The 18,790-nt window shown below is 69.1% G+C and carries 14 protein-coding genes and 1 pseudogene; 3 read left to right on the top strand and 12 right to left on the bottom strand.

What is annotated here, in order from left to right; genetic code table 11:
• Positions 1-14: 14 nt before the first annotated feature.
• Positions 15-2,468 carry a putative bifunctional diguanylate cyclase/phosphodiesterase gene (locus MFF54_RS08860; protein ID WP_238302239.1) on the bottom strand — a complete coding sequence of 818 codons (2,454 nt, stop codon included), beginning with the start codon at positions 2,466-2,468 and terminating at the stop codon, positions 15-17.
• Positions 2,458-3,855 (bottom strand): cytochrome P450, encoded by a 1,398-nt coding sequence (locus tag MFF54_RS08855; RefSeq protein ID WP_238302238.1) that lies wholly within the window; start codon positions 3,853-3,855, stop codon positions 2,458-2,460. Before MFF54_RS08855 ends, MFF54_RS08860 begins: the two co-directional genes overlap by 11 nt.
• 440 nt (positions 3,856-4,295) lie before the next feature.
• Here MFF54_RS08855 and MFF54_RS08850 point away from each other — a divergent pair, with 440 nt between their 5' ends.
• Both MFF54_RS08850 and rnhA read left to right on the top strand, forming a co-directional pair.
• Positions 4,296-5,768 carry a methyl-accepting chemotaxis protein gene (locus MFF54_RS08850; protein WP_238302237.1) on the top strand — a complete coding sequence of 491 codons (1,473 nt, stop codon included), beginning with the start codon at positions 4,296-4,298 and terminating at the stop codon, positions 5,766-5,768.
• A 348-nt stretch (positions 5,769-6,116) separates the two neighbouring features.
• On the top strand, positions 6,117-6,788 hold the full coding sequence (rnhA, locus tag MFF54_RS08845; protein WP_238302236.1) for a ribonuclease HI: 672 nt from the start codon (positions 6,117-6,119) through the stop codon (positions 6,786-6,788).
• A gap of 49 nt (positions 6,789-6,837) precedes the next feature.
• Here the strand turns inward: rnhA and MFF54_RS08840 are convergent, their stop codons facing one another.
• The 6 genes from MFF54_RS08840 to MFF54_RS08815 all read right to left on the bottom strand — a co-directional run bounded on the left by MFF54_RS08840 (position 6,838) and on the right by MFF54_RS08815 (position 13,731).
• Positions 6,838-7,794, bottom strand: a complete 957-nt coding sequence (locus MFF54_RS08840; RefSeq protein WP_238302235.1) for a 2-hydroxyacid dehydrogenase — start codon at positions 7,792-7,794, stop codon at positions 6,838-6,840.
• Entirely contained in the window at positions 7,791-9,416 is a 1,626-nt protein-coding gene (locus MFF54_RS08835; RefSeq protein ID WP_370880142.1) for an ABC transporter ATP-binding protein, read from the bottom strand. Before MFF54_RS08835 ends, MFF54_RS08840 begins: the two co-directional genes overlap by 4 nt.
• Positions 9,417-9,418: 2 nt before the next feature.
• Positions 9,419-10,324, bottom strand: a complete 906-nt coding sequence (locus MFF54_RS08830) for an ABC transporter permease (RefSeq protein WP_370880141.1) — start codon at positions 10,322-10,324, stop codon at positions 9,419-9,421.
• Positions 10,321-11,292, bottom strand: coding sequence for an ABC transporter permease (locus MFF54_RS08825; RefSeq protein WP_238302234.1), 972 nt, complete (start codon positions 11,290-11,292; stop codon positions 10,321-10,323). Before MFF54_RS08825 ends, MFF54_RS08830 begins: the two co-directional genes overlap by 4 nt.
• A 9-nt stretch (positions 11,293-11,301) precedes the next feature.
• Positions 11,302-12,846: an ABC transporter substrate-binding protein gene (locus tag MFF54_RS08820; protein WP_238302233.1), complete on the bottom strand. Its 1,545-nt coding sequence runs from the start codon at positions 12,844-12,846 to the stop codon at positions 11,302-11,304.
• A gap of 108 nt (positions 12,847-12,954) precedes the next feature.
• Positions 12,955-13,731 (bottom strand): class II aldolase/adducin family protein, encoded by a 777-nt coding sequence (locus tag MFF54_RS08815; RefSeq protein WP_238302232.1) that lies wholly within the window; start codon positions 13,729-13,731, stop codon positions 12,955-12,957.
• A 219-nt stretch (positions 13,732-13,950) separates the two neighbouring features.
• Here MFF54_RS08815 and MFF54_RS08810 point away from each other — a divergent pair, with 219 nt between their 5' ends.
• Positions 13,951-14,652: a GntR family transcriptional regulator gene (locus MFF54_RS08810; protein WP_238302231.1), complete on the top strand. Its 702-nt coding sequence runs from the start codon at positions 13,951-13,953 to the stop codon at positions 14,650-14,652.
• Positions 14,653-14,691: 39 nt separating this feature from the next.
• Here MFF54_RS08810 and fabI read toward each other — a convergent pair whose 3' ends face one another.
• The 4 genes and pseudogenes from fabI to MFF54_RS08790 all read right to left on the bottom strand — a co-directional run.
• Entirely contained in the window at positions 14,692-15,474 is a 783-nt protein-coding gene (gene fabI / locus MFF54_RS08805) for an enoyl-ACP reductase FabI (RefSeq protein ID WP_238302230.1), read from the bottom strand.
• Positions 15,475-15,498: 24 nt separating this feature from the next.
• Positions 15,499-17,817 carry a DUF3141 domain-containing protein gene (locus tag MFF54_RS08800; RefSeq protein WP_238302229.1) on the bottom strand — a complete coding sequence of 773 codons (2,319 nt, stop codon included), beginning with the start codon at positions 17,815-17,817 and terminating at the stop codon, positions 15,499-15,501.
• A gap of 30 nt (positions 17,818-17,847) precedes the next feature.
• Positions 17,848-18,351 carry a hypothetical protein gene (locus tag MFF54_RS08795; protein WP_238302228.1) on the bottom strand — a complete coding sequence of 168 codons (504 nt, stop codon included), beginning with the start codon at positions 18,349-18,351 and terminating at the stop codon, positions 17,848-17,850.
• 14 nt (positions 18,352-18,365) lie between these two features.
• Positions 18,366-18,758, bottom strand: a pseudogene (locus MFF54_RS08790) (acetate/propionate family kinase); the annotation flags it as partial.
• Positions 18,759-18,790: the final 32 nt, after the last annotated feature.

The raw sequence follows: 18,790 nt of genomic DNA, 5'->3' as shown, positions 1-18,790 counted from the left end.
CGTACGGCCTCGCCTCAGGCCACGCGCCGGACAGAAACCTGGCCCTGCCCGACCGCTTCGGGAATGCGCGTGATAAGGCCGTCAATCTCGTCGGCGGGACATGCGGGACTGTAGAGGAAGCCCTGCGCGCTGTTGCAGCGCCTGAGGCGGAGAAGCTCCGCCTGCTGCTCCGTCTCGACGCCCTCAGCCGTGACGTCGATGCCCAGGTCCTGCGCGATGACCATGATGGCCTTGATCACCGACAGGCATTCCGGGCGGCTGCTCAGCTCACGCACGAAGGCCCGATCGATCTTGATCTTGTCGACAGGGAACTGGGTGAGGTAGCTCAGCGAGGAGTACCCCGTCCCGAAATCGTCCAGTGCGATCCGCACCCCGATTGCGCGCAGCGCCCGTAGGTTATCCATCACGTGGGGCGTCTTGGCCAGGAAGATCGACTCGGTGATCTCGATCTCGAGGCGCTCGGGGGCGAGCCCGACCTCTGCAAGTACGGTTTCGACCTCTCGGAAGAAATCCGGCAGGCGGAAGTGGATCGACGAGATGTTGACCGCGACACGCATCCGCCTCGGCCAGCTCAGCGCCTCGGCGCAGGCCTGCCTCAGGGCCCAGCGCCCGACCGTGATGACGAAGCCCGTGCTTTCGGCGATCGGGATCATCTCCGCGGGCGAGACCGGGCCGTGGCCGGGCCGTGTCCAGCGCAGCAGCGCCTCGAAACCGACGACCTCGCCGTCCTGCAGGCTCACCAGCGGCTGGTAGTGCAGCGCCATCTCGCCGTCCTTGAGACCGGCGCGCATCGCGCCGTCGAGCTCGCGCCATCGCTGGATGCGGTGCTCCAGGTCGGGATCGAAGCTCTGCCAGCGGCCCTTGCCGGCCTCCTTGGCGCTGTAGAGCGCGAGATCGGCCTTGCGCAATAGGTCCTGGGGATCGGTCGCGTCCCGCGGGGCCTGCGCGATCCCGACGCTGACGCCGATCTCTGCCCGTACGCCGTCGATGTGGTAGGGTTCGTGCAGGATCGCGATGACTGCCTCGGCCAGGCCCTGCGCCTCACCGGGATCCGTGCCGCGGTGCAGGATCGCGAACTCGTCGCCCCCGAGTCGGAACACCTGCGCGTCCGCTCGGACCGTGGCGAGCAGACGCTCCGCGACCTGCCGCAGCAGCGCGTCACCCGCCGCGTGCCCGGTCGAGTCGTTGACGCTCTTGAAGCCATCGAGATCGAGGTAGAGCAGGCTCACCGGTGCCCCCCGCGCGGTCGCAGCGGCGCACGCTTCCAGGGCGACCTCGTGGAACACGACCCGGTTCGAGAGCCCGGTGAGGGCGTCGCGCGTCGCCAGGTAGGCGATCCGGGCCTCCGCCTGCCGGCTCCGCGTCACGTCAGACCCGACACCCCGGAAGCCCGCGAAGCCGCCGCGGCGGTCGACGAAGGGCCTTCCGCTCAGCTGGAGCCAACGGGTGCCGGTCGCCGTCCCGATCGCCACCAGATGCTCGTGGAACGGCAGGCCCAGCCGGAACTGATCGAGCAGGGCTATCGTCCTGTCTGCGTCGGCGCGCGGCTCTGCGCCGACCGGCAGTAGATCCCGGAAGGAGCTGCGCTGGAGGCGCTCAACGGGGCAGCCCAGGGCGTCCGCCATCCGGGTCGAGACGTGCTGGAAGTTCCCGTCTTGGTCAGTCTCCCATAGCCAGTCGCTCGCGTTCTCCTCGAACTCGTTCAGCAGAAGGCCGATGGTCTCGCTCTGATCCTCGACGCGCACACGATCGAGGATGCGCTGGCGGGACAGGCGGCTCATGCGGCGCACGCTCAGCCCGACGAAGGTCGCGTAGACGCACAGCAGCAGGGCGATGCTCAGCGCGACCGGCTCGCCGCAAAGGGCCAGCCCGAAGAAGCTGCCGATGATGACCGGGACCACGAAGAGGTAGGAGACCGACAGGAGCGGGCCCACGACGTAGGCGTCCGAGATCAAGCCGGCGGCGATGGCAACGACGAGCAACCGCTCGTCGCTGCTCGCTGGAGCGAACAGCACGACTGGCATGGTCGCCCAGGCAATGCCGAGGGCAAAGGCCAGCCCGCCCGACACCGTGTAGCCGCGCGCGACGCCGACCCGACTGACCGCGCCGCCATAGGTCCGTTCGTAGAGCCGGGTCGTGTAGAGGGTCGCGGCGATCACCACCGTGACCACCGCGAGCAGGCTGACGAGATAGACCCTCGAAGCAGAGCTCCAGAAGAAGGTTGTCACCGCGACGGCGATGATCAGGTGCGTGATCGCCGAGTAAGTGGCGAGCTTCAGGGTCTCATCGAGCAGGCCGGCGCGGACCTGCAGCCTGTAGCGGGCGGGTACGCCGTCGGCCCAGTCGATGCGGCGGAGCAGATTGACCAGCGGCGCCGTCTTGCGCGTCCGCGCCGCGGCTCCGCCGGGGGGCTCCGGGTAGCCGGGCCCAGCCGATCCGGGATGCACGGTTCCGGGCTCAACGGTCATGGCGTGCGACCACCTTCATCGGCATGCCATTCCTGGGCCGCAGCGTGACGCGGAACTGCGCGGCCGGCATGCCGGGCCTCTCCGGCACGAAACGGAAGGCGGGCAACAGCGTCGCGAGGATGACCAGACACTCCGTCAGGGCGAGGCCCATGCCGATGCAGACGCGCGGCCCGGCCCCGAACGGCAGGTAGGCATAGCGGTCGCGCGCAGCCGACGGCCCCGGCGCGAAGCGGTCGGGGTCGAAGACCTCGGGCCTGTGCCAGAGCAGGCGGTGCCGGTGCAGGGCGTAGACCGGCACGTGCACAGATTGCCCGGCCGGCACCACCGTGTCGCCCAGGCGGATCTCGGCCGCCGCGCGCCGAACGATCAGCGGCGCTGGCGGGTACAGGCGCATCACCTCAAGCACGACTTGGCGGGTGAAGGCGAGCCGATCGACGGCGTGCGGGGCCTCGGCGAGGTCGCCCCCGAGGCCGGCGATCTCCGCAAGCACCCGGCGCTCGATCTCTGGGTGATCGGCCAGCACTCGCAGGGTCCATGTCAGAGCGAGCGCGGTGGTCTCGTGGCCGGCCGCGACGAAGGTCAGGAGGTTGTCGACGAGGCTCGCGTCGGAGAGCCCCTCCCCGGTCTCCGGATCCACCGCCTGCAGCAGGAGACCGAGGAGATCGGCACCCGGCTCGCCGCGCGCGCGGCGCCGCGCGACCGTGCGGGCGACCTCGCCCCGCACGTAGCGCGCCGCCCGTGCGCCCGCCCGCCTGCCGGGATGAGGCGTCCAGGCCGGCGCCTTGAGCATCGTGAACGCGATCTTCCAGCTCGTCTGGGCAAGATAGGCATCGATCGCGCGCCCGAAGGGCTCGACCTCCAGCGCGTCGTCGCCGGAGACCATCGTGGCGACGATGACGTCGAAGGTGGTGCGCATCATCTCCGGCAGGATGTCGCGGACGCCGTCGGCAGGGCCGCCCCTGAGCCAGCGCGCCCGCGTGGCCTGCGCCGCCGCGGCCATGGCCGGCACGAAGCCGCGGACCCGCTCGGGCCGGAACATCGGAGCCGCGGTCCTGCGCTGCTCGCGCCAGTGCGGCCCGTCGGCCGTCAGGATGCCGGTGCCGAGGGCGGGCACGAGGGCCCGCAGCATGAAGGGCTCGCGCGCCAGGGCATCGGCCTGATCGACCAGCAGGCTGCGGATGTACCGGGGATCACAGACATAGGTCGTTCGCTGGCCAAGGAAGCGCGTGGTCACCAGAGGCTCCGCGTAGACCTGCTCCGGCCACGCCTCGATCAGGCTGCGCAGCATCGTGGCGAGCACGGACGGCAGGGCAAGCGCGTCCGCCACGGCGTCCCGCAGCGGGACGCCCTCCGGCTCACAGACGCGAAACGTTCTTCCCGACCACATGCCGCAACCCTCTTCACCCCCCTATCGGCCGCCAACGTTAAGTTTTCGCAAGGGCGACCGTCGCCAACGGCTGGATAATGGAATCAGCAGCGCTCACTATCGTGGTTCTTCATTAACAAGAATCTACCAGCGCCGCAACGCTTCTCTACATTGGACAGATTCCCAAAGACAAGTGGAATTTTACTCAAATAACAATATACTGCGCTATATCAGACGCAATCCCAGAGTAGACCGCGGGGTATGATACGACGCTGACGCACGCAAGATATCGGCGACATTGCCGGGCCTTCGATATCCCCAGACGTGCCGGCGTAGCGATCAAAACGGCGTGTCTCTCACCTCCATCGGGCTGGAACTTAACGGTTGCTTCAGGGCGAGCAGGTGAATTGCCGGGGCGTTGCTGCTCGACTCGTACGGGCATCGCCGTAGGGAGAGCGTCGATGTCGTTGTTTCGCTTCGGGCTTCGTGCACTCACGGAGGCCATCAACCGTTCGCGCGGCTGCCTCGACCTCGATCTCGATGGCACGATCCGCAATGCCAACGCCAACTTCCTCGATCTCGTCGGCTACACTCGCGCGGAGCTGGTCGGCCGGTCGCACGATCTGCTGACGCCCGAGGGCGAGCGGGCGAGCGCCGAGACGCAGGCATTCTGGGCTTCCCTGCGCGCGGGCAAGCCGCAGACGCGCGAATTCAAGCGCTTGGCGAAGGGTGGCCGCGAGGTCTGGGTGCTGGCCTCCTACAATCCCGTGCTCGGCCGCAGCGGCACGCCGACCCGCATCGTGGTCTTCGCCTCCGACATCACGGCGCAGAAGGCGCACAGCATCGACACGAACGGGCAGGTCGCTGCGCTGCACCGCTCGCAGGCCGTGATCGCCTTCGCGCCGGACGGCACGATCCTCGATGCCAACGCCAACTTCCTCGGGGCGCTCGGCTACGCGCTGGGCGAGATCCAGGGGCAGCATCACCGCATCTTCGTGGCGCCCGCCGAGCGGGAGAGCCCGGCCTACCGTGCCTTCTGGGTGGCGCTCGGACAGGGCGAGTATCAGGCGGGCGAGTACTGCCGCATTGCCAAGGGCGGGCGCGAGATCTTCATTCAGGCCACCTACAATCCGATCCGCGACGACGATGGCCGGCTCGTGAAGGTGGTGAAGTTCGCCACCGACGTGACGGAGCAGGTGCACGAGCGCCGCCGCCGTGCCGAGAAGGCCCGCGCCATCAGCCAGGACCTCAACGCGATCAGCGAGGCCGTGCACGGCGTGACCCAGCAGACCGTGGCGGCGGCCGGCACGGTCCAGCAGGTCTCCGGCGACATCCAGGCGGTCGCATCGGGCGCGCAGGAACTGTCGGCCTCGGTGTCCGAGATCAGCCAGCAGGTGCAGCACGCCTCGCAGATCGCCGGTCAGGCAGTGGATCAGGCGCAGCAGACCGGCGCGATCGTGGCGGGCCTGAGCGAGCAAGCCGGCCGCATCGGCGAGGTGGTGGCGCTGATCCAAGCGATCGCGAGCCAGACCAACCTGCTGGCGCTCAACGCCACGATCGAGGCAGCGCGAGCCGGCGAGGCGGGCCGCGGCTTCGCGGTCGTGGCACAGGAGGTCAAACAGCTCGCCGAGCAGACCGGCAGGGCGACCGAGCAGATCCGCCAGCAGATCGGCGCGACGCAGGGCGCCACGCAGCAGGCCGTGCAGGCCATCGGAGCGATTCAGGGCACGATCCGCACGCTCGACCAAGTGGCGGCGGCGATCGCCTCGGCCGTAGAGGAGCAGTCCGCGGTGACTCACGGCATGTCGGCCTCGATGCAGACCGCCTCGCGCGGCGCGGCGAGTCTCGCGGGCAGCATGGAGGCGATCGCGCAGGCGGCGGAGCAGGTCGACCGCTCGACGGTCAAGGTTCGGGAAGCCTCCATGGCCGCTTAGACAGTCGGCGCGAGCGGCCTCCGAACAGCGGAAGGGGCGGAACGGTCCGTGCCCCCTTCGCGCCAGTCGCGACACCATGAGGAACACCGGAGGCGCGGGACTCCACCGGGCGGCACGGCGAGCGCTTGCGCCCCGGCGGATCCTCGCGGCCCTGTCGTGCCGGTCGGACCCCGAGGCCCGTCCGGTCCTTGCGGTAAACCGCTCGTTTCCGAATCGCAGCTAGCACGGCGTCGCTTCAGCGGGAGCGAACGGAGTATCGTGCCGTCCCCGCTCAGCGGGTTCTGCCTATCGCCAGCTGCAGATCCAGGCGACAGGCACGGCCCCTCGTTTCCAAAGGACCGCACTCCGATGCGAACCGTTGTATACGCCGATGGCGGATGCGATCCGAACCCCGGCCCGGGTGGCTGGGGCGTCGTGATCTCGGGACCGGATGGCGCTCGGGAACTCTGCGGGGGCGAACCGGGCACCACGAACAACCGCATGGAGCTGACAGCGGCCATCCGCGCCTTGGAACACTTTCCCGAGGGCGCGCAGATCGAGATGCGCTGCGACAGCCAGTACGTGGTCAAGTCCGTGACCGAGTGGATGCGCGGTTGGAAGGCGAAGGGCTGGCGCACCACCACGGGCGAGGTGAAGAACATCGACCTGATGAAGCGCCTGGACGAACTCTCCAGCCGGCGCGACGTGCGTTGGACCTGGGTGCGCGGCCATGCGGGCGATCCGCTGAACGAGCGTGCGGATCGCCTCGCCGCGCAGGGGCGGCGCGAGGCGCGCGGCTTGCCGGCGCACCCTGCTCCGGCAGCGGCCTCTGAATTACTCCATCCGGAGACCACCCGTCGCACCACACCGGTTCAGGTCGACCTCGCGCTGGGCCTCGAGATCTCCCGGGCCGCCAAGCTCGCGGGCGTCACGCCGTCCGCGTTCGTCGAGGAGGCCGTCAGGCTGGTGCTTGCGCTCGGGCCGGACGAAGCCGCGCGGTTACGCGAATCGACCAAAGCCGCATCCGTCGCAAGATCCTGATGCGCTCGCTCACGTCGGCTTGGCGGGGCGAGTTCTCGGGGAGCGTCCCTCAGTAGCCGCGGGCGGTATCGACCGTATCGGGCGGTCGGCGGCCGGCACGCACGGCCTCGGCTGTGACCCGCAGTGTCCGGGCGATCGCCCGCTCGCTCGCGTGGCAGGCCTCGTGGGGCGTGACGAAGACCGCCGGATGCTCCCAGAAGGCGTGCGTCTCCGGCAGCGGCTCAGTGGCGAACACGTCGAGGGCCGCCCCCGAGAGATGGCCGGTTTCCAGAGCGTCGAGCAGGGCTTCCTCCACCAGATGCTCGCCACGCCCGACTTGGATCAGATAGGCGCCGCGCGGCAGCCGGCGGAGGAAGCCCGCATCGATCAGCCCGCGCGTCTCCTGCGTGAGAGGGAGCAGGTTGATCAGCACCTCGGTGCCGGCCAGCATGGCCCGGAGGCCCGCAGGGCCGTGGTGGTGGGTGACGCCGCCGGGCTCCCCCTCCCGCGGCGTCCGGCTCCAGGCGGCAACGGGAAAGCCGAGCGCCATGAGATCGGATGCCACCCGTTGCCCGATCCTCCCGTAGCCGAGCAGGCCGATCGGGACCGCGCTCGCCTCCGGCGGAGCGAGGTAGCGCCAGCGCCGAGCACGCTGGTTGGCGGCGTAGGTGCGGAAGCGCCGCTGGTGGCCGATGACGTGCCAGAGCACGAAGCCCGACATCGCCCGCGCCTGTTCGGGATCGACCACGCGTACGACCGACAGGTCCGGCCGCAGGCTCGGGCAGGTGACGAGACTGTCGACGCCCGCACCCACCGAGCAGACGGCGGCGAGGTTCGGGTAGCGGGTCAGCGCGTCGTCGGCCGGCTGCCAGGCCAGGGCGAGCCGCACCGTCTCGGGCAAATCGGCCGGATCGTCGAGGAACTCGATCACGTCGGAGGCCGCGTCGAGCGCGCTCGGACAAAGTGCGCGCAGGTCGAAGGTCCCGCTCAGGAGGACACAGCGCATGCGGGGCACCGGGCGGGTCATGCGGCCTCCCGGGCACGGCCGGGCACCGCGGCGAGCAGGTCGCGGGTGTAGGGGTGCTCAGGGTTCGCGAAGAGATCGGCGGCCGTCTTCAACTCGACGATCTCGCCTCGGCGCATGACGGCGATCCGGTCGCAGATCTGAGCCGCGACCCGCAGGTCGTGGGTGATGAACAGCATCGAGAGGCCGAACCGAACCTTGAGATCCTCGAGCAGCGCCAGAACCTGAGCCTGGACCGAGACGTCGAGGGCGGAGACCGCCTCGTCGGCCACCAGCACCTCGGGCTCGAGGGCGAGCGCCCGGGCAATGCCGATCCGTTGGCGCTGTCCACCCGAAAACTCGTGCGGGAAACGTTCGAAGGCCCGCATGTCGAGGCCGACGAGGCCGAGAAGCCGGACGGCCCGCCCCCGTGCGTCGGAGAGGGAGACACCGTGGGCGACAGGCCCATCGGTGATGATCTGCCCAACGGTGCGGCGCGGGTTCAGCGAGGCGAAGGGGTCCTGGAACACCATCTGGATACGGCTGCGGGCACGCCGCAGCGCCTCTCCGTTCAGCCGGGTCAGCTCGGTGTCGCCGAGGCGCACGCTGCCGAGGTCGGGCTCGATCAGCCGCATCACGAGGCGCGCGACCGAAGACTTGCCCGAGCCGGATTCACCCACGAGGCCGAGGGTCTCGCCGCGGCGGAGCGCGAAGGAGACGTCGCGCGCCGCGGCAACGGTCCGAGGTTTGCGCCACCAGCCGCCACCGGTGACGTAGGTCTTGCTCAGGCCGGCCACCTCGATGGTCTTCGGTCCCTCGGTAGGAGTCCGGGCCGGCGGGTTCATGGCCGGCACGGCGGCCAGCAGCGCCTGCGTATAGGCCTCCCGCGGGGCCCCGAGCAGAGCGGCGGCCGGGCCCTCCTCCACGACCCTGCCCTGGCGCAGGACCAGCACGCGGTCGGCGATGTCGGTGACCACGCCGAAATCGTGGGTGATGAAGAGGACCGCCATGTTGCGCCGACGCTGCAGGTCGCGGATCAGCTTCAGGATCTGGGCCTGCGTGGTGACGTCGAGGGCGGTGGTCGGCTCGTCGGCCACGAGGATGGCGGGCTCCAGCGCGAGCGCCATCGCGATCATCGCGCGCTGGCGCTGTCCGCCCGACAGTTGGTGGGGATAGGAGCGCACGATGCCTTCCGGATCGGGCAGCCCGACCTCGCGGGCGAGCGCCACGGCCCGGGCCCGACGCTCCGGCGGGGTGAGCAGTCCGTGCGCCTCGAACATCTCCGCCATCTGGTCGCCGATGCGCATCAGCGGGTTGAGCGCGGTCATCGGCTCCTGGAACACCATGGCGATGCGCCGGCCCCTCGTGTCGCGCCAGCCGGCCGCGTCCTGCGCCAGGAGATCTGTGTCGCCGAGACGGATGCTGCCGCTCGCGACCGTCACGGCCTTCGGGAGCAGGCCCATCAGGGCGTGGGCGCACATCGACTTGCCGGAGCCTGATTCGCCGACGATGCAGAGGATCTCCCCCGCCATGAGGTCGAAGGATACGCCGTCGACGGCGTTCGGCCGGTCGCCGCCGAGCGGCAGGGCGAGGCGCAGGTCGCGGACGGAGACGGCCACGCCGGGCGGGTTGGGGGCAGGATCCACGGTCAGCGCTCCCGGGACAGGCGCGGGTTGAGGGCGTCGTTGAGGCCCTCCCCGATCAGGTTGAGGGCGAGGACGGTGAGCAGGATCGCCAGACCCGGGAAGGCGGTGATCCACCACGCCTGCCGGATCACGGTGCGGCCGGCGCCCACCATGAAGCCCCAGGACATCCGGTTCGGGTCGCCGAGGCCGAGGAAGGAGAGTGAGGATTCGAGCAGGATCGCGGTCGCCACCATCAGCGAGGCCAACACCACGATCGGCGACAGGGTGTTGGGCAGGACCTCCCGGCGCAGGATCGTGAAGGTGGTCTGGCCAGTGACGATCGCCGCCTGCACGTACTCGCGCGAGCGCAGCGACAGCACCTCGCCCCGCACCAGCCGCGTCACCGGGGGCCAGCTCACCAGGGCGATGGCCAAGATCATCGAGCCGAGCGAGGGCTGGAGGATCGCCACCAGCACGATGGCCAGCGCGAAGCTCGGCACCGTCTGGAACAGCTCGGTGAAGCGCATCAGCGCGTCATCCACCCGGCCGCCGAGATAGCCGGCGAGGGCGCCCAGCGGCACGCCGATCAGCAGGGCGGCGAGCGTCGAGACGAGGCCAACGACGAGGGAGACGCCGGCCCCGTGCATCAGGCCGGCGGCGATGTCCCGGCCGAGGGCGTCGGTCCCGAGCGGAACCCGGTCCAGGGTGAAGGGCGGGATGAAGGGCCGCTGCACCATCCGCCAGGGCGAGGCCGGATAGAGCACCGGCGCAAGGAGGGCCGCGCCGATCGCGCCGGCGAGGATGACGAGGCCGAGCGCGGCGCCGGGGTGGCGCAGGATCGCCGCGCGAGGTCGGGGGCGCACCGGGGCAGGCGGGACCGCGACGGACGCATCGGGGGCGGGATCGGGCATGGCAACGGCGCGGCTCATCGGGCGACCTCGATGCGCGGGTCGACCATGCGGTAGACCACGTCGGTGACGAGGTTGAAGATCAGGACCATGGCGGAGGAGACGACGAAAACGCCGAGCAGAAGGTTGTAGTCGCGCTGGAGCAGCGCGTCGTACATGAGCCGGCCGATCCCGGGCCAAGCGAAGACGGTCTCGGTCAGGACGGCGCCGCCCACGAGCGTCCCGGCCTGGAGGCCCGCCAGGGTCACCACCGGCAGCAGGGCGTTGCGCAGGATGTGGCGGCGCTGGATCACGCCCTCGGTCAAGCCCTTGGCCCGGGCCGTCTTCACGAAGTCGAGGCGCGAGACCTCCAGCATCGAGGCCCGGGTCATCCGAACGTAGACCGCCATGAAGAACAGACCGAGGGTGAGGGCCGGCAGGACGAGGTGCTGCGCGATGTCGGCAGCCCGGGCGAAGCCGCTATAGCCGGCGCCTACCGTCTCGAAGCCGAAGCTCGGCAGCCATTCGAGGCGTACGGAGAACACGATGATCGCCATCAGCGATACCCAGAACAGCGGCGTGGCGTAGAAGAGCAGTGCGAGGCCGGTGATGGCAGTATCCGCGAGGGTGCCGGCCCGGCCGGCAGCGAGTGCCCCGAGCAGGACGCCGAGTACGATCGAGATCAGGAAGGCGCAGCCGGTGAGCAGGAGTGTCGCCGGCAGGCGCTCGCCGATCAGCGTCGCCACCGGCATCTGCTGGCGGACGGAGTAGCCGAGATCGAGTGTGGCGATGCTGCCGAGGTAAGCCGCAAGCTGGCTCGGGAGCGGCTTGTCCAGGGCGAACTTCGTCCGCAGCTGCGTCACGAAGATCTCGTCGGTCGCCCCTGCCTCTCCCGCCATCACCAGGGCGGGGTCGCCCGGCGCGAGGCGGATCAGGAAGAAGTTCAGGACGACGATGGCGGCGAGGACGAGGACGCCCTTGGCCAGCCGCTGCGCGATGAAGCCCGCCATGCCGGCCCTTCAGCGCTCGATCCATGCGTCGCGGAACCCGTCGTTCACGCCGATGCTGGTGGTGATGAGATCGTGCACTTTGCAGCGGGTGAGGGTCGGGAATTCCAGCTCCAGCAGCCAGGCGAGCGGGGCGTCCTCGATGATGATCTTCTGGACGCCGTCGTAGGCCGCCTGCCGCTTGGCCGCGTCGACCGTCGCCGCACCGTCCGCGAACCCTGCATCGACCGCCGGATTCGCGTAGCCCTCGACGTTGTTGAACGGCGAGCCCTTGGCGATCTGCGAGGACACGTAGTTGCGCGCGACCCCGAGCGCCGGGTCGCCGTACTGGAACACGTAGGTGAAGGCGATGTCGTAGTCCCAGTCGGAGGTCTTCTGGTTCCAGCCGGCCACGTCGGTGGAAACGAGCTCGGTCTTGATGCCGATATCTTCGAGGTTCTGCTTCACCGCCTCCGCCCAGCGCTGCCAGGTCTCGCCGTAGGGCATCGGCAGCAGGCGGACAGTCTCGCCCTTGTACCCGGATTCCTTGAGCAAGGCCTTGGCCTTGACCGGGTCGTAGGAATACTTGGCAAGCTTGGGGTTGAAGAAGCGCGTCGATGAGGCGATCGGCCCGATCGCCGGCTTGCCGAGGCCGTTCCAGATCACGTCCTTCGCGAAGTCACGGTCAAGGGCGTAGGAGACCGCTTGGCGGAAGGCCTTGTTGGCGGTCGGGCCGCTGCGGTTGTTGAGCCAGAGCCAGGAGAGCGGAGCGAAGTATTCCCAGCCCTTCTTGGTTACGCAGACCCCCTTGGCCTGCGAAAGGCGCGGAATGTCGAAGTTCTCGACCGAGCCGCCAGGCAGGATGTCGACCTTGCCGGTCTCGAAGGCGACAGCGCGGGCAGCCGCATCGGGGATGACGTGCCAGTAGATGTCGTCGAGATAGGGCTTTCCGGCCACATGGTAGTTCGGATTCTTGACCAGGCGGATGTAGGAACCCTTCTTCCACTCCTTGAACATGTACGGCCCGGTGCCGATCGGATTGTTGTTGGCTGGGTTGGTCTTGTAGTCGGTGCCGGCATAAATGTGCTTCGGCACCATCGGCAGCGAGCCGACTTCGAAGATGCCCAGGAACGGGCCGAACGGCTCGGAGAGGGTAAAGACCACGGTGTGAGCGTCGGGCGCCTCCACGCTTGTGACCTTCGCGAGGTTGCCGCGGGCGCGCGAATGGGTCTGGCGCAAGAACTCGACCGAGAAGATCACGTCCTCGGCGGTGAACGGCTTGCCGTCGTGCCAAGTGGCGTTCGCCGCGAGGTTGAAGGTGTAGGTTCGGCCGTCCTCGCTCACGCTCCAGCGCTCGGCGAGGCCGGGCAGCGGCTTGAGAGCGAAATCGTAGCGCAGCAGGCCCTCGTAGATGTTACCCGCCACCGTCTGAGCCGGCGCGTTCTGGACGAGACCGAGCATCAGGCCCGGCGGCTCGGGCTGGATCACCACGTTGGCGACGCCGCCGGGGGTCTGAGCCGACGCAGCGCCGGTGAAGCACAGGGTGAGGGCGACGCCCGTCAGGATCGTCTTGAACATCGAAGGTCCTCGTCTGGAGTCTCGCGGCGGGGGCCGCCTCCGTCGGGCGCGCGACGGCGTTCGGCTCGTGTCAGGAAGCCGACGGATGGTACCGGCGGTAGGGGCTGGTCAGTCGCAGTAATCGGGATCGCTGCGCTCCAGCATCCGCTTGAAGGCATCCCACTCGGCATCTGTGCCGCCGGCCTCGATCTTGTCGTAGAGCCGCGCGTACTGGCCGGCGGTCTTGGCGGCCACGGCGACGGACGGGCGGATCAGCGGCGCGCCGGCGGATTGGAGGGCGAGCTGGGCGCGGCAGGAGCGCTCCAGGTTGTGCATCAGCTTGAACGCCTCCGCGACCGAGCGGCCGCAGGTCAGCATGCCGTGGTTCTGCAGCACCATCACGGACTTGTCGCCGAGATCGGCCACCAACCGCGCCCGCTCGTCGAGGTCGAGGGCGATGCCTTCGTAGGGATGGTAGGCGAGGCAGCCGGCGAACTGCATCGACCATTGATTGAGCGGCAGCAAACCCTCCTCCTGGCAGGAGACGGCCACGCCCGCCACGGTATGGGTGTGCAGCACGCAGAGCGCGTCGTCACGGGCGGCGTGGATGGCGCTGTGGATCGTGAAGCCGGCCGGGTTGATGCCCAAACCGGCGGGATCGTCCACCACGCGCCCGTCGAGATCCACCGTGACGAGGTTGCCGGCTTTCACCTCCTCGAAGCGCAATCCGTAGGGATTGATCAGGAAGCGGTGCTCCCGGCCGGGCAGGCGGGCAGAGATGTGGGTGTAGATGCTGTCGTCGAGACCGAGGCGGTGGATCAGGCGGTAGGCGGCCGCGAGATCGACGCGGATGCGCTGCACGGCCGCCTCCGCCGAAGCAGTGCTGAGCGGAGCATTGACAGACATCGGCTGACCTCGCGCGTGGCTGAATGAACTTCGGGACAAGCGGCGCAATGCTGTTGCCGACCCCCGAACCGAGGACGAGATCAGTCCTGGCAGATCGTGGGCGCTGCAGTGCTTCGTTTCCGTGTGTCGTCAACGTGACGCGACAATGCGCCGGAATCAAGCCAAAACTGTCGACAATCGACGCTTAATTGTTGCACACTGGCCGAATGGAGGTGCGCGATGCGTGTGAAGTCCCAGCTGGTGGGGTTGCCGGAGGTGGTCGAAAGCGATCTCGTCCGTCAGGTCGCGCGTAGTCTCAGCGCGGCCATCGTGGAGGGGCGCCTGCGTCCCGGCACCAAGGTATCGGAGGCTGCGGTTGCCCGTGAATTGGGCATCAGCCGAGCGCCTGTGCGCGAGGCGGCGCGCCTCTTGGAGAATCAGGGTCTACTGCGCGCCTCGCCGCGTCGCGGATTCTTCGTCCGGGAGCTCTCGGCGGCGGAAGTCGACGAACTCTACGACCTGCGGATCTGCGTCGAGCGCCATGCCGCGCTCGCGGCCTCCTGCCGGCTGACGCAGAAGACCCGCGCGGCATTGCGCGAGCAACTCGCGCTGATGGACGCGCTCGCCCGCGCGGACGATCCCGCCGCCTGCATCGAGGCGGACTACCAGTTCCACCGCATGATCTTCGAGGCCGCCGGCAACAGCCGGCTGCTGCGTGTGTTCGACGGTCTCTCTTCGGAACTGCGCGTCGTCATCGGGCTGATCGGACGCCTGTACGATGATCCGATGAAGCTGGCCCGCGCCCACGTACCGCTGCTGGAGGCCATCGAGGCAGGCCGGGCGGACACGATCCTGGCGGAGGTCGATCACCACCTCGGCGTCGCCCGACGGGAGGTCGGCCTCCTGGTCCAAAGTCTCTCCACGGGGGCCGCACTCCCGTGACGGCCGACCCGCACACCGTCTCCCCGCGCGGCTCGGCGCTCAGGCCATGATGCTGAGGCCGCCGTCCACGTGGACGGTCATCCCGGTCAGTCTCGCGGCGTAAGGCGTCGTGAGGAACGCCGCGGTGAGGCCGACATCGTCGATATCGACGAGTTCACCGATGGGCGAGCGCTCGACCGCCTCGCTGAGTAGAGTGTCGAAATCTTTCAGCCCCGAGGCGGCGCGCGTCTTGAGGGGCCCGGGCGAGACTGCGTGGACGCGGATGCCGCTCGGGCCGAGCTCGTAGGCGAGGTAGCGCACGGCACATTCGAGCGCCGCCTTCACCGGCCCCATCAGATTGTAGTTCGGAACGACCTTCTCGGCGCCATGATAGCTCATGGTCAGCAGAGTGCCCCCTTCCGTCATCAGCGGTGCGGCCAGCCGGGCCATGCGGATGAAGGAGTGGCAGGACACGTCCATCGCAAGCCCGAAGCCGGCTGCCGAGCTGTCGACGAGGTTCCCCTGCAGGTCGGACTTCGGAGCGAAGGCGATCGAGTGGAGCGCGATGTTGAGGCGACCCCAGGTCTCGGTAAGGTGCCGGAACACCGCGTCGAGCTCCCCCTCGCGTTGAACGTCGCATGGCAGCAGGATCGCCGCGTCGAGCTCACGGGCCAGCGGCTCGACATGTGGCTTGGCCTTCTCGTTCAGGTAGGTCAGGGCGATCTCCGCTCCGAGCCGGCGGAAGACTCGGGCGCAGCCAAAGGCGATGGAGTGCTCGTTTGCCACGCCGAGCACGAGGACGCGCTTACCGCGCAGGGCGTTGCCGTCAGGGATCTGCGTCATCGGCTGGCTCCTCGGTGATCGACTTCAGCTCGCCTTGCGCCCGGCCGGCGCCGACGCGTGATCGCGCTCGGGAGCGAGTTCGGGCTCAGGCGCGGATCCCAGAAGCTCCTCGAGGCGCGGCATCAGGGCCCGCTGTGCCGGCTCGAGCTCGAGATGGCTTTTCAGGCGTCTCAGGATGTCGAGAAGCCGGCTTCGCTCGTCCGCGCTCGGGACGAGGTTCGGCAGAGCGGCGAGGGCCTGATCCGGGTCCTGCTCAACGATGGAAGCCTGCTGTCGCACCACGCGCGCCGCCTCCTCTATCGGCATGGCGAGCAGGCCGACATCGCGACCCACGAGAGCGCGGATCCGCTTGAAGGTCGAGACGCGGCGTTGCCGACCGAGCCGGGACACGAGGATGCCGGCGCGGACCGCGGCCTCCGTGAAACCGCCCTCGTCGATGCGGCCCGCATCGCCGTCGAGCGTCGCCTCCGCTCGGCCAGAACCGGTCGCGGGAAGCCCCGGCGACGCGGCCGAGCTCGTCAGGCTCATCGTGCCGTAGACGGCATAGAACAGGTTCTCGGCCACCGCGTCGCGCAGACCGCGGTAGAGATCCCAACCGGCCATGATGCCGGCCGCGACCCGGTGCTCGATCGCGGTCAACGGACCAGCCTCGTCGCGCCGCACGCGGTGCGCGCGGACGAGTTCCGCCCAGGCGCCGACGGGAGCAAGGAACGGGTTGAGGTCGGACAGAGCCCAACGCCGCGCCCGGAGGGGGTGGAGCGCGCGCAGCAGCGGAGCCGTCTCGGGCCGGACCAGCGCCTCGATCACCGGATGCACGCAGCTCTCGTAGGCCGCGGCGTTCAACCGCGAGACGCGCTCGACGGCCGCGAATGGCACCTCGTCCTTGCGGGAGTATCTCTGCAGCTTCTGAAGGTCCTCGACCCGCACCTCGCGCAGGACGGCGTCGTAGCTCACCGCGCCGTCCACGCGCTGCTCCTCGACCTTCATGCCGTAGAGGCCGGGCGGAAGGTGCTCGATGTAGTCGAGCAGGTCCACGATCTGGCTGTGCTCCCGCCGCGCGACACTCCCTGAGACGAAGATCCCGAGATGCCCGACGCTCTCGTGCATCAGGCCGACGATCACCTGCCCGTTCGCCTTGAGATCCTCCGTCGTCGGATAGAGGTCGGCAACCCAGTTGAAGGCCTGCTGCGGCGGCGTGATGTTATCGCCCAAGGAGGCGAACAGGATGATCGGCGAGCGGATCGCTCGCAGGTCGAAGGCCTTGCCGGGCGCCCATTCCGCGCGACCGGAGGCCAGCCGGTTGCCCACGAAGAGGTTGTCGACGATCCAGCCAATCTCCTCGCGGTTCATCAGGAAGTAGCCGCCCCACCAGCGCTCGAAGGCGAGGTAGCGCGGCGCCTCGGTGTCGATCTTCGCGAAGAGATTGTAGGTCTTGCCGAAATACGTGTTGGCCGGGTTCAGCAACTCGAAATTCTCGACGAGGTAGGCGCCGTCGAATCTGCCTCCGCCGAGATCGCTCGCCAAGAGCGCCGGCCAGCTGCCGCCGAGCAGGCCGCCCGCGTAGCGCATCGGGTTCTCGGCGTCGTTTCCGGCCCAGTAGGACATCGGCGCGCCGTTCATCACGATGGGGCCGGCGCCTTGCGGCTCCAGCGCACCGATCAGGATGGCGGCCCATCCGCCCTGACAATTGCCGACGATCACGGGTTTGCCGCGTGTCGGGTGGCGCTCGCGCACGACGCGCAGGAACTCGGCCTCTGCCCAGGCCACGTCGGCGAGGGTCTGGCCCGGGACCGGCTCGGGAAAGAAGATGACCATGTAAACGGGGTGGCCGGCGCGCAGCGCGACCCCGACCTCCGAATCGACCTTGAAGCCGCCGATGCCGGGCCCGTGCCCCGCGCGGGGGTCGATGATCACGTAGGGGCGCTTGTCGGGATCGGTCGGGCGGTCCAGGGGGGCGGCGATGTGCACGAGCGCGTAGTTTGCCGGGCGCTCGAAGCCGCGCGCATCGGTCACGATCTCGTAATCGAAGGCGATGAGAGGCGGCTTGCCCGCCGCCTCATGCGCCAGCCAATCATTGCCGCGCTGCCGGAGCGTGTCCCAGAACAGCAGCGAGCGCTGTGTGAAATCGGTCCAGTAGCTGACCGCCTCCCCCAAGGCCTCTATTGGCGTGAGCGGCCGGGCCGTCACGATCCAGGCGCGGTTGGCAGCGTCGGTCGCGGCGCTGTAGCCCTCGATCGCCGCGGCGAGACGGCGCTGGTAGACCTGCGCGATCCGGGTCTGGAACGACAGGGCAGCGAGAGCCTCGACGCCCGTGCCGGCTTCGGCGGTGTCGGGACGTGCCATGGCAGACCTCCTCTGTGCGGGGCGGATCGGTCAGGGCTGGGGAGCGTCCCAGGTGAGGAAGAAGGCGACGTCGCCCGGCATGCCGTGCGGCCAGTCGACGATCATCGCGCGCAGACCGTAGCCGCTCGGCTGCAGACGATCGCGCCAGAACTCGAAGGCCTGGCGCGGGCGGCCGGTCAGGGTCTCGGGCCAATCCGCTTCGACGTTGTTGATGGCGCGGGCACCATCGGTGCACAGCGCATTCGGAAAGCGCATCACCTGCAGCTCCTTCCTGCCCTGCTCGGCGGCGACGCGCAGCCTGTGCAGGAGCGTGGCGGTGATCTCCTGAACCTTCTCGGGCGTCAGCTCGACCGTCTCCGACAGCCGCTTGATGAGCTCGGCCTGAGCCTTGTCGGCTCGGTCGAGGCCTTCACGCTCCCTGAGGGCACGTGCGGACTTGATGCTGGCTGCGTAACTCGCAAGATCGGCCGCCGACATGAAGGGCGTGCCACCGGACGCGAAGGCCGAGCTTGGTTGCGGAGTCAGCGTCTCCATCGTCGTCTCCTGTCTCACAGCACCGGCTGGCGCATGGCGGCGAGCACCGCGCGCGTATCGCGGGCGATCATTGCTTCCTCGTCGGTCGGGATGACCCAGGCGCTCGGGCCGGGACCGCGCGTCACGAGGGGACCGCCTCCAGCATTGGCGGCCTCGTCGAGGGAGAACCCGGCCCAGGCGGCGGCACGCAGAACCTCTGCGCGCGTCGCCGCATCGTTCTCGCCGATGCCGCCGGTGAAGACGATGGCGTCGATCCCGCCCAGCGCCGCGACCATCGAACCGATCTCGCGCCCGATGCGATAGATGAAGAGATCGATCGCCATCCGGGCATCCGGGTCCGCGCCTGCCCGGGCGCGCAGTGCGCGCATGTCGTTCGACACGCCGGAGATGCCGAGCAGGCCCGAGCGCCTGCTCTACACCCGCTCGGGCCTGCTCGGCA

Origin of the sequence: Methylobacterium gregans (assembly GCF_022179245.1) — a bacterium.
In the GTDB taxonomy this organism is placed as follows: domain Bacteria; phylum Pseudomonadota; class Alphaproteobacteria; order Rhizobiales; family Beijerinckiaceae; genus Methylobacterium; species Methylobacterium gregans.
This window is presented reverse-complemented; position numbering and strand designations above follow the sequence as displayed.

Coding starts and splice junctions, on each gene's coding strand:
- MFF54_RS08860 (WP_238302239.1), bottom strand. CDS start 2,468: ATGACCGTTGAGCCCGGAACCGTGCATCCCGGATCGGCTGGGCCCGGC.
- MFF54_RS08855 (WP_238302238.1), bottom strand. CDS start 3,855: ATGTGGTCGGGAAGAACGTTTCGCGTCTGTGAGCCGGAGGGCGTCCCG.
- MFF54_RS08850 (WP_238302237.1), top strand. CDS start 4,296: ATGTCGTTGTTTCGCTTCGGGCTTCGTGCACTCACGGAGGCCATCAAC.
- rnhA (WP_238302236.1), top strand. CDS start 6,117: ATGCGAACCGTTGTATACGCCGATGGCGGATGCGATCCGAACCCCGGC.
- MFF54_RS08840 (WP_238302235.1), bottom strand. CDS start 7,794: ATGACCCGCCCGGTGCCCCGCATGCGCTGTGTCCTCCTGAGCGGGACC.
- MFF54_RS08830 (WP_370880141.1), bottom strand. CDS start 10,324: ATGAGCCGCGCCGTTGCCATGCCCGATCCCGCCCCCGATGCGTCCGTC.
- MFF54_RS08825 (WP_238302234.1), bottom strand. CDS start 11,292: ATGGCGGGCTTCATCGCGCAGCGGCTGGCCAAGGGCGTCCTCGTCCTC.
- MFF54_RS08820 (WP_238302233.1), bottom strand. CDS start 12,846: ATGTTCAAGACGATCCTGACGGGCGTCGCCCTCACCCTGTGCTTCACC.
- MFF54_RS08815 (WP_238302232.1), bottom strand. CDS start 13,731: ATGTCTGTCAATGCTCCGCTCAGCACTGCTTCGGCGGAGGCGGCCGTG.
- MFF54_RS08810 (WP_238302231.1), top strand. CDS start 13,951: ATGCGTGTGAAGTCCCAGCTGGTGGGGTTGCCGGAGGTGGTCGAAAGC.
- fabI (WP_238302230.1), bottom strand. CDS start 15,474: ATGACGCAGATCCCTGACGGCAACGCCCTGCGCGGTAAGCGCGTCCTC.
- MFF54_RS08800 (WP_238302229.1), bottom strand. CDS start 17,817: ATGGCACGTCCCGACACCGCCGAAGCCGGCACGGGCGTCGAGGCTCTC.
- MFF54_RS08795 (WP_238302228.1), bottom strand. CDS start 18,351: ATGGAGACGCTGACTCCGCAACCAAGCTCGGCCTTCGCGTCCGGTGGC.